At 69.5% G+C, this 9,079-nt stretch carries 10 protein-coding genes; 5 read left to right on the top strand and 5 right to left on the bottom strand.

Annotation, left to right across the window (positions count from 1 at the left end):
- Positions 1-5 precede the first annotated feature (5 nt).
- The 4 genes from ACAM49_RS00540 to ACAM49_RS00525 all read left to right on the top strand — a co-directional run bounded on the left by ACAM49_RS00540 (position 6) and on the right by ACAM49_RS00525 (position 3,758).
- Positions 6-776 carry a DUF2470 domain-containing protein gene (locus tag ACAM49_RS00540; protein WP_369633441.1) on the top strand — a complete coding sequence of 257 codons (771 nt, stop codon included), beginning with the start codon at positions 6-8 and terminating at the stop codon, positions 774-776.
- A 34-nt stretch (positions 777-810) separates the two neighbouring features.
- Positions 811-1,605: a CPBP family intramembrane glutamic endopeptidase gene (locus tag ACAM49_RS00535; protein ID WP_369633440.1), complete on the top strand. Its 795-nt coding sequence runs from the start codon at positions 811-813 to the stop codon at positions 1,603-1,605.
- Positions 1,606-1,997: 392 nt separating this feature from the next.
- Positions 1,998-3,104, top strand: coding sequence for an LCP family protein (locus tag ACAM49_RS00530; RefSeq protein ID WP_369633439.1), 1,107 nt, complete (start codon positions 1,998-2,000; stop codon positions 3,102-3,104).
- Between the two features lie 105 nt (positions 3,105-3,209).
- Positions 3,210-3,758 (top strand): ferritin, encoded by a 549-nt coding sequence (locus tag ACAM49_RS00525; protein WP_369633438.1) that lies wholly within the window; start codon positions 3,210-3,212, stop codon positions 3,756-3,758.
- Between the two features lie 278 nt (positions 3,759-4,036).
- Here the strand turns inward: ACAM49_RS00525 and ACAM49_RS00520 are convergent, their stop codons facing one another.
- The 4 genes from ACAM49_RS00520 to ACAM49_RS00505 are packed head-to-tail and all read right to left on the bottom strand — an operon-like array spanning position 4,037 to position 7,252.
- Complete coding sequence (locus ACAM49_RS00520) at positions 4,037-4,954, bottom strand: DUF5926 family protein (RefSeq protein ID WP_369633437.1); 918 nt, start codon at positions 4,952-4,954, stop codon at positions 4,037-4,039.
- A 52-nt stretch (positions 4,955-5,006) separates the two neighbouring features.
- The gene (locus tag ACAM49_RS00515) at positions 5,007-5,774 is read right to left on the bottom strand and encodes a glycerophosphodiester phosphodiesterase (RefSeq protein WP_369633436.1); all 768 of its coding nucleotides are present in this window, start codon (positions 5,772-5,774) and stop codon (positions 5,007-5,009) included.
- A complete protein-coding gene (locus ACAM49_RS00510) occupies positions 5,771-6,862 on the bottom strand; it encodes a DUF4328 domain-containing protein (protein ID WP_369633435.1) in 1,092 nt (363 codons plus the stop codon). Before ACAM49_RS00510 ends, ACAM49_RS00515 begins: the two co-directional genes overlap by 4 nt.
- An 18-nt stretch (positions 6,863-6,880) precedes the next feature.
- Positions 6,881-7,252, bottom strand: coding sequence for a rhodanese-like domain-containing protein (locus ACAM49_RS00505; protein ID WP_369633434.1), 372 nt, complete (start codon positions 7,250-7,252; stop codon positions 6,881-6,883).
- A 321-nt stretch (positions 7,253-7,573) separates the two neighbouring features.
- On the opposite strand from ACAM49_RS00505, the gene ACAM49_RS00500 reads away from it, so the two are divergent.
- The gene (locus tag ACAM49_RS00500) at positions 7,574-8,185 is read left to right on the top strand and encodes a hypothetical protein (RefSeq protein ID WP_369633433.1); all 612 of its coding nucleotides are present in this window, start codon (positions 7,574-7,576) and stop codon (positions 8,183-8,185) included.
- Between the two features lie 72 nt (positions 8,186-8,257).
- On the opposite strand, the gene msrA is transcribed toward ACAM49_RS00500, so the two are convergent.
- Positions 8,258-8,938 carry a peptide-methionine (S)-S-oxide reductase MsrA gene (msrA, locus tag ACAM49_RS00495; RefSeq protein ID WP_369633432.1) on the bottom strand — a complete coding sequence of 227 codons (681 nt, stop codon included), beginning with the start codon at positions 8,936-8,938 and terminating at the stop codon, positions 8,258-8,260.
- Positions 8,939-9,079: the final 141 nt, after the last annotated feature.

Here is a 9,079-nt window from a genome sequence, read left to right as displayed (position 1 = left end):
TGTGTATGCCACACGCGGCCCAGGTCGTCGCACCCACAACCGCCGAACGCGTGCACAGCGCCTGCGCGCACGCCGACAGCGCGATGCTGGCGCTGCCCGGCCTCGACCCCGTGCCCACCTCGGTGCATCTGCTGCGGCAGTGCGGCGACATCGTGGTGGCGGTGCCCATGAACTCCACCGCCGCCGGACTCGTGCTCGGCTGCGGGCCCAATGGATCCCCGGCGGTCCTGGAACTGACCGATCAGGCGCCGCTGGATCTGCGCGAACGCGTCCGCGCCCTGGTGTGGCTGCGCGGCTGGGCGCATCTGGTCCCGTCGCACGCCCAGCGCGCGCTGGCCGCCGCGGTCGCCGCGGACCACCCGCATCCGGCGCTGCTCGACGTCGGCCACACCTCGACACTGCTGCGCCTGGTCATCGACTCCGCGGTGGTCGCCGACACCTCCGGCGCCGACTCGGTCGACCGCGACCGGCTGCGCGATGCCCGGCCCGACCCGTTCTGCGCGATGGAAGCGGGCTGGCTGCAACACCTCCAGGCCGACCACGCCGACGTGGTGGACCGGCTGGCCCGCCGCCTGCCGCACGCGCTGCGCCGCGGCGCGCTCATCCATCCGCTGGCCATCGACCGCTACGGCGTCACCCTCCGGGTCGAGGCCATCGACGCCGACCACGACGTCCGCATCCCCTTCGAGCACCCCGCCGACGACCTCGAATCCCTCAGCCGCGCCGTGCACGCCTTGGCGGGCAATCCCTTCCGCGGCGGCGTGCACCGCATCTGACGAATCACCGGGCGCCCCGCCTAGATTGGCGGGCATGGTTTCGGCTGATCCCGCGCCCGTGTGGCCCGCGCCCGAATCGTCCGAACAGGGGCGACGGGCGATCAAACTCGAGATCGCGGTGGTGCTGGTCGTCACCTTCGGACTGAGCGGGGCCAATGCCGCGCTGTCCCTGCTGGAGAGCGCGCTCGCGCCCGGCGGCGTGGGCGGGCAGACGGTCGCGCTGAATCCGTCGCGGGCCGCGCAGTCGACCATCGATCTGCTGTTCCAGCTGCTGAGCGTGGCCCGGCTGCTCGGCTGGGCGGCGCTGGGGCTGTATCTGTTGTGGCGCAGCGGGATCGGGCCGGCGGCGATCGGACTGGTGCGGCGGCTGCGGTGGCGCGCCGACGTGCTGCCGGGTCTGGTGCTCGCCGCCGTGATCGGAATCCCCGGGCTGGGGCTGTATCTGACCGCGCACGCGCTGGGCGTCAGCGTCACCATCGTGCCGAGTTCGCTGCAGCACTGGTGGCGACTACCGGTGCTGGTGCTGTCCGCGTGGGCCAACTCGGCGGCCGAGGAAATCCTGGTCGTCGCCTGGCTCATCACCCGGTTGCGGGCGCTGGGCTGGACCGAGAATCGCGCGCTGCTGGCGTCGGCGCTGCTGCGTGGCAGCTATCACCTCTACCAGGGTCTGGGCGGCGGGCTCGGAAACCTGGTGATGGGGTTGATCTTCGGCCGGTTCTGGCAGCGCACCAACCGGATCTGGCCGCTGCTGCTGGCGCACGCGCTCATCGACACGATCGCCTATATCGGCTACACCTTCCTGCGCGGACACGTCTCCTGGCTGCCGTAATCCAATCGGAACGAGCCACGCGGACGCTGCGGTCGGTACTGTTTCTGGTGATGAACGGCGACGACCCCCAGCACTTTGCACGGATGCGCCGGGAGCCGCCGCCGGGACGCCCCGGTGAGCCCCCGGCGCACCCGCAGCGACCCATGGCGAATTCCGGGCAACCGCAGCGACCGCCTGTTAACGGCGACAGACCCGGCGTGGAACCAACCCAGGTGATCCGACGCAATGAATCCGGCGGCCCGGCCCTCGCGTATTCGCAGGTCCCGCCGCCTCGGAACCCCGCACCGCCGCCGCGTCGACCCGTACCGCCGAATCGGCCGCCGGGCAATCGGGTGCCGCCGCAAGGCAATCGGGTTCCGCCGCAGGGTAATCGCGTTCCGGTCCGGGAGCCCGTGGCCGCCCCCATGGGCTACGCGCCGACGCAGGAACCGGAACCCTTCCACGACGAACCGCCCCGCACTCCCCCGCCGCCGCTGCCTCCGGGCCGACGCCGGGGCGGCGGTGGCGACGCGCGCCCGCCGCGCGGCTCCCGCCCGCGCAAGAAGCGGCACTGGTTCCGCTGGATCCTGTCGCTGCTGCTGGTGCTGCTCCTGCTGCCGATCGCGGCGGCCATCTATGTGGACACCCATCTCACCCGGATCGACGCGCTCGCGAACTATTCGGGCCGGGTCGGCGACACGCCCGGGACGAATTGGCTTCTGGTCGGATCCGACAGCCGCTCCGGACTGTCCAAGGATCAGGAACAAGAGCTGTCCACCGGCGACTCCTCCGATGTCGAGGGCGAGCGCACCGACACCATCATCCTGGTGCACATCCCCAAGTCCGGGCGGCCGACGCTGGTCAGCCTGCCGCGCGACTCCTATGTCAGCATTCCCGGCGTCGGCAAGGACAAGCTCAACGCGGCCTTCGCCAGCGGCGGCCCGCAACTGCTGGTCAAGACCGTAGAGGGCGCGACCGGGCTGCGCATCGACCATTACGCGCAGATCGGCTTCGGCGGGTTCGCCAATATCGTCGACGCGGTCGGCGGCATCCAGATGTGCCTGGACACGCCCATGAAGGATCCGCTGGCCGGCATCGACCTGCCCGCGGGTTGCCAGACCCTGACCGGGCCGGAGGCGCTGGGCTTCGTGCGCTCGCGCGCCACCCCGCGCGCCGATCTCGACCGCATGCTCAATCAGCGAAAGTTCCTGAGCGCCTTGCTGAAGAAGGCCGCCAGCCCCGCGACCCTGGCCAACCCGTTCCGGTCCTGGCCGCTGATCCGGGACCTGACCAGCGCGCTCAAGGTCGACGACGGCGCGCACATCTGGAATCTGGTCGGCCTCGGCCGGGCGTTGAACGGCGATCCGATCGCCACCACGGTGCCCATCGGCGGCTTCGAGGACGTCTCCGGCAGCGGCAATGTGCTGCTCTGGGACAAGACCCGCGCGAGCGCGTTCTTCGAAACGCTGGCCAAGGATCAACAGCTGCCGCAGGATTTGATCACGACGGTCGGAAGTTAGCTCGGAGTTTGGTCGAGAATTAGGCAATACTTGCCTCAATTAGGCTGTGCTCAATAAGGTTGCACTTGGATGACACGCGGTGTGACCAGGATTAATGTCTTCCGCATGTCCACCCGAACCCAGACCAAGCGCAGCAAGTTTCAGGCCCTGCTGCAGGATCAGATCCGCAACGAATTCAGTGCCGAACATCAGTACATCGCGGTGGCGATGTGGTTCGACAATGCCGATCTTCCGGTCCTGGCCAAGTATTTCTACAAGCAGGCCGTCGAAGAGCGCAATCACGCGATGATGATCGCGCAGTATCTGATCGATCAGGACATCGCCGTCGAAATGCCCGGGATCGAGTCCGCCACTTCGCAATTCGCGAACGCCAAGGAGCCCATCGCCCTGGCCCTCGCGCAGGAGCAGGCGGTCACCGAGCAGATCATCCAGCTGGCCAAGACCGCCCGGGAAGAGGGCGACTACCAGGGCGAGCAGTTCGTGCAGTGGTTCCTCAAGGAGCAGGTCGAAGAGGTCGCGACCATGAAGACGCTGCTCACCGTCGCCGAGCGGGCGAGCGCGAACCTGTTCGACCTGGAGAATTTCGTGCAGCGCGAAATGAGCGGTCCCAAGGACGCTTCCGGCGCTCCGCACGCCGCGGGCGGCTCGCTCTAACAGCGATCACGAAAGGCCCGGTCCCTTGCGCTGGACCGGGCCTTTCGCATGTGCTCGGTGCTTTGTCTACCCGCCTTTCCCCTACTTCACCGGTACGTCGACGTGGCCGGTGGAGTTGGCGGAAATGCTGGCGGACAGCGTGCTGAACATCGACTTCACCAGGGACAGAATGGCATCCAAGGTAATTCTCCTCATCTGGGACTTCCGGATGAGGAGAACGTAATCGAGCACTCAGACTGAAACAGTCGTTTTCCAGAAATTCTCAGCCTGGAATTTCGTCAGCGCAGGGTGACCTGGCGCGAGCGCAGGCCGTCGCGCGAGCGCCGCTCCTCGGAGGTCAGCGGAGCGTCGGTCTTCAGGGCCGCGGCCAGCTTCGCGCCGAATTCGCGTGCGGGCGCCTCCCATTCGCTGGCGTGCTGCTCCGGATCCAGGTCGAAGACCGGCACCAGCAGGCCGTGCGTACGGAACGAACCCGCGAACCGCGAGCCCTCGCCCAGGTTCAGGTCACCGGCCGCGTGCAAGCGCGCCAGCGCCAGCATCAGCTGATCCTCGTCCTCGGGCCGCACCCAGCGGATGTGCGCCTTCTCGCCGGCGTCCACCCACCAGGCCGCGCCGATGGCGTCCGCGCCCAGCTCCAGCCGCGCCGACGGCATGATCGCCTGATTGGCCTGCTCGATGGTCGCGGCCACCTGCGGGTCCGGGGTGACGCCCTCGGGCACCCACCAGTTGAAGTCCTGGTGCACGGTCAGGTCCAGGGCGGCGCCCGGGTCCAGCACCTCCGAAAGTCGCGGCGCGCCTTCGGTCTCGGCGGTGTTCAGCGATTCGCCCGGCGCGGCGGCCTGGGTCCACAGAATGGCGGCGGCCAGATCCGCGGCGGGATCGGCGGACTGGAACTGCACCTGCGTGCCGACGAAACCGACCGGCTCGTCACCTGCCCGCACCAGCGCGGCGACCGCGCCCGGCAGCACCGTGGCGAGGGTGACCGCGCGCTCGGCGGCGACATTCGGCGACAGCTTCAGCGTCGCGGTCGCCGACGGCACGAACTCCCGCAGCGCGACCAGATCGCATTCCGCGGCCAGGCCCTCGAAGGGCCGCGTCACGGCCTGCGCCGCGGCCTGCTGCGCCTCGCGGCGGGCGGCCAGCTTCTGCGCCCGATTGCTGTCCGGCTTGGGACTGTTGCGCTTGCTCTTACCCATGAGTGGCAAACCTACAGGGTGGGCGGCGGCGCCCCGCGACGGCGCGGGGGATTTACGCCGTGGTGAGAACGGCTTTGGTGCGGGCCGGGTAGTTGGTGGCGACCCAGTCCACGCCGAGGTCCGCGCAGAGCTGGACGTCCTCGGGATCGTCGCAGGTCCAGACGTAGGTGGCGCGGCCCGCGGCGGCGGCCTTGTCGACCAGGTCCGGATGCTCGCGCAGGGTGCGCACCGACGGGCCGATGGCGGTCGCGCCGACCGTGCCCGCCGCGCCGCCGGAGAGGTAGAGCGAGGATTCACCCAGCAGCACCGTCGGCAGCAGCGGGGCCGCGCGGCGGATGCGCCAGACCGCGGTCGCCGCGAAGGACATGACCACCGCGCGCGCGTGATCCGCCGAGGCGGGCGCGCCGATGCCGAAGCGATTGAGCTCCTCCAGCAGCGCGACCTCCACCTGCGCGCCGTAGCGGACCGGATGCTTGGTCTCGATGAAGAGCTTGGTGGGCCGGCTCTTCCAGTCCAGCACCAGTTCGATGAGCTCGGCCAGGGTGAGCACGCCCTCGGGCTCGGCGGCGGTGCCGAAGTTCAGCGCCTTCAGCTCCTCGAGGGTCAGCTCGCTGACCGCGCCCGTGCCGCTGGAGGTGCGGTCCACGGTGCGGTCGTGCACGCAGACCAGTTGCCCGTCGCGGGTCAGGCGGATATCGCATTCGACGCCGTCCGCACCCTCCTGCAGGGCGAGATCGTAGGCGGCGAGCGTGTGTTCGGGTCGCGCCGCCGACGCCCCCCGGTGCGCGACCACGAACGGCGCACGACTGGCCCGGCTCACTTCGCCAATACCTCCTGTTGCTCTGCCTCCGGCGTCCCGCCGGGCGCGGTGACCTCATCATTGCCGACCGCGGCCACCGGCGCGCGTTCGGCGGACTCGGCGGTCTGCGGCCGCACCGGTTCGATCACCGGGTGCGCGGGCGCGGTGGCGATCACCCAGCGCCGCAGCGGCTTCGGCCGGCCCAGCGCGTCCAGGCCCGCGAAGGAGCGCACCAGGATCAGCGAGGCGACCGCGACGGCCGCCGCGACCAGGTCGGTCCACAGGCTCCACAGCACCCCGTCCGCCTGCACCTGCAGCGAGGAGGCGAACCGGTAGCACACCGACACCAGCACCAGGACCGCGTCGAGCAGCCAAGCGCCCCACCAGATCCGGACCGCGCGCAGCAGCCGCGGATCCGCGCCCGCCGCGATGCGCAGCCGGGCCGCCTCGGTCAGGAACACCCCGGGCCACACCAGATTCACCACCGGCACAACGCAACCCAGCACCAGGGCGCGCAGCGACCGCGGATCGGTCTCCCCCAGGTCCGCGTAGGCGGCGCGGCGGGTCTCGGTGAGCCAGCCGACCAGCGCCACCGCGCTCACCAGCGCCAGCGCCATGGCGGCAATGGCCGAAACGGTCACGGCGGCATCGGAAACCCACAGCAGCCACGGCTGGATCAGCCGGGTGCGGTTGCGCAGCAGGATGCCGTACCGGCCCAGTTCGGTGAGGGCCGCGAGCACGAAGACACCGGCGGTGGCGAGCAGCAGCACCGCGACCCGGTCGCTGAGCGCGGCCAGCGGGCGGCGCGGCGCGGCGGCCTCGACCGAGGGCCGGTCGTGCAGGCCCCACTGCGGAATCTGGTGATAGCGCGGAGTTTCGGCGGGCGGCCGCCGGACGGGCTGCGCGGCAGGCGATTTCCGGCCGGGCGGGCGGGCCACCCAGCGGTAGTTGCGGCGTTCGGGGGGCGCGTCGACGGGTGCGGGCGAGAGCAGCACGCCGTGGCAGCGCGGGCACCAGTGCAGCGGCTTGCCCTGGACCGCCCAGCGCGCGCCGCAGCGGGCGCACGGCTGCACGACGGTGGATCGCGATCGCACCTGTCCCCCGTTCATCGCTCCACCTCTCCGCGCCTAGTAGATCTTCGCCTCGGGACCGTCGCCGGTGAGCGGGCGACCGGTCTGCTGCCAGGCCACCATGCCACCCGAGACATTGACGGCCTCGTAACCGATCTGGTTCAGGTACTGCACCACCGTGATGGATCGGCCCCCCTGCCGGCAGATCACGTAGATCTCGGCGTCGATATCCAGTTCGTCGAGCCGGGCGGGCACCTCGGTGATGGGGATGTGCAGGGCGCCGGGCGCGCGGCCGAGCTGCCATTCGTCGTCCTCGCGGACGTCGAGGAGCTGGGCGGGCGCGGGCACGGTCGAACCCCAGCCGTCGGCGGCGTCGAATTCCGCCGGCACCGCGTCGATCGGCACCGAGGGCACATCGGGGTTGGTCACGGTTTCGATCCTGCCACGCGCGCGCGAGGGCGGTGGAGTTCCGTACCTGCGCAGGGTTGGTTTCGGGAGTTATCCACATAATCCACAACCTGATCCACAGGTTGACAGCCGACCGGTTCGACCGAATTTCGTCCGGTCGGCCGTTCCGGAAGTCCCCTCCCCGTTCCGGAGCGGCCGACCCGAGGCCCTCTGTCCCAGAAGGCCCTTACAGTGTGACGCCGCAGGTGAGCCCGCGGTTCCGTTCGGATCGGAAAAAAACGACAACACTACCGAAAAACGGAAATCCTGGGCCCGGCCAGGCAAGATCGGTAGCCTGGCGCTATGACTGTGAGCAGGGGGCTACTCGACGGCCTGGACATCAAGGGACTCAACCTCGCGCTGTCGGAGGCGACCTGCCTCGGCATCGACGTCGACACGGCGGCCGGCACGCTACGGCTGGAACTCGACGTGCTGACCCTGCCCGAGGACGGCCCGCCACCCGAAGATTGCGACATCTACCTTACCCTCACCGGAGTCAGCCGGGTCGCGTGCTCGCTGCGCCGCCAGCGCTGGGACGACCTCGAGCCGGTTGTGCTGCCGCTCACCCTGGACGGCCTGCACGACGCCGTCAACAGCTTCGGCGGCGGTGCGCTGCACGGCTGGGACTTCCTCGACCTGAGCGACAGCTCCTGGAGCCAGTGGCGCAAACTGCTCAGCTTCGACACCGAGCTGAGCGACGTGCCCGGCGAGCACATGATGGAGTTCTCCCAGGAGGAGGGCATCGACCCGCGCGAACTCGATGTGCGCGTCTGGTTCAACGGCGTCGAGGTCGCCGACAAGGCGGGCAATCCGATTCCCTTGCAGCAGTTCATCGACGGCGGCGTCCGCTGGTGGCAGGCGCACGACGCCGGTGATCCGCGCACCCAGCGTCCGGACGTGGTGCCGCCGCTCTAAAGGTCGGCCGACAGCAGGAGGGGTTCGGGGACGCTGTCCCGGAACCCCTTTCGAATGCCGTGCTCGAAGGACCTACGCGCCCAATCCGATCGGGCAGGCGACGCCGGTGCCGTGGTCGGGGCAGTAGCCGCCGGGGTTCTTGGCCAGGTACTGCTGGTGGTAGCCCTCGGCGTAGAAGAAGGCGGAAAGGTCGGGCAGCGGGGCGATCTCGGTGGTGATCGCACCGAATCCGGCTGCCGTCAACTGCTCCTGATAGATCCCCCGGGTCTCCTCGGCCACCTTCAACTGCTCGTCGTCGAAGGTGTAGACGGCCGACCGGTATTGCGTGCCGCGGTCGTTGCCCTGCCGCATGCCCTGGGTCGGATCGTGGTTCTCCCAGAACTGCTTCAGGATGCCGGAATAGTCGATGACCTGCGGATCGAACGCCACCAGCACTGACTCCGTGTGCCCGGTGCGGCCCGAGCAGGTCTCCTCGTAGGTCGGGTTCGGGGTGTACCCGCCCGCGTAGCCGACCGCGGTGCTGTACACGCCGTCGAGCTCCCAGTACCCCTTCTCCGCGCCCCAGAAGCAGCCCATGGCCACCACCGCGAGCCGGGTACCGTCGGGGAACGGCGGTTTGAGCGGATGCCCGTTGAGGTAGTGCTGCTCGGGGACCACCAATGGTTCGGAGCGGCCGGGCAGGGCTTGCTCGGCGGTCACCATGGTCGGTTCCGGTAGTCGCAAACGTCCAACGAACTCGTCGTACCACGACATGACTCGATGCTACGGGACCCGGCGGAAGCGGCGGCGATGTTGCGATCGCGGGGATTCCAAAGGTTGGGAAAGATATACATCCGCCGGAATGTGGGGGCGCGCAGCCCGGTTGCAGACGAGCGGGTGTACGAATGATGGTTG

It is taken from the genome of Nocardia sp. JMUB6875 (assembly GCF_041154655.1).
Lineage (GTDB): Bacteria > Actinomycetota > Actinomycetes > Mycobacteriales > Mycobacteriaceae > Nocardia.
Note: the sequence above shows the minus strand (reverse complement) of the source record. Positions and strands in the feature narration are given on the sequence as shown.

Coding starts and splice junctions, on each gene's coding strand:
- ACAM49_RS00540 (WP_369633441.1), top strand. CDS start 6: ATGCCACACGCGGCCCAGGTCGTCGCACCCACAACCGCCGAACGCGTG.
- ACAM49_RS00500 (WP_369633433.1), top strand. CDS start 7,574: ATGACTGTGAGCAGGGGGCTACTCGACGGCCTGGACATCAAGGGACTC.
- ACAM49_RS00520 (WP_369633437.1), bottom strand. CDS start 4,954: ATGGGTAAGAGCAAGCGCAACAGTCCCAAGCCGGACAGCAATCGGGCG.
- msrA (WP_369633432.1), bottom strand. CDS start 8,938: ATGTCGTGGTACGACGAGTTCGTTGGACGTTTGCGACTACCGGAACCG.
- ACAM49_RS00510 (WP_369633435.1), bottom strand. CDS start 6,862: ATGAACGGGGGACAGGTGCGATCGCGATCCACCGTCGTGCAGCCGTGC.
- ACAM49_RS00525 (WP_369633438.1), top strand. CDS start 3,210: ATGTCCACCCGAACCCAGACCAAGCGCAGCAAGTTTCAGGCCCTGCTG.
- ACAM49_RS00535 (WP_369633440.1), top strand. CDS start 811: ATGGTTTCGGCTGATCCCGCGCCCGTGTGGCCCGCGCCCGAATCGTCC.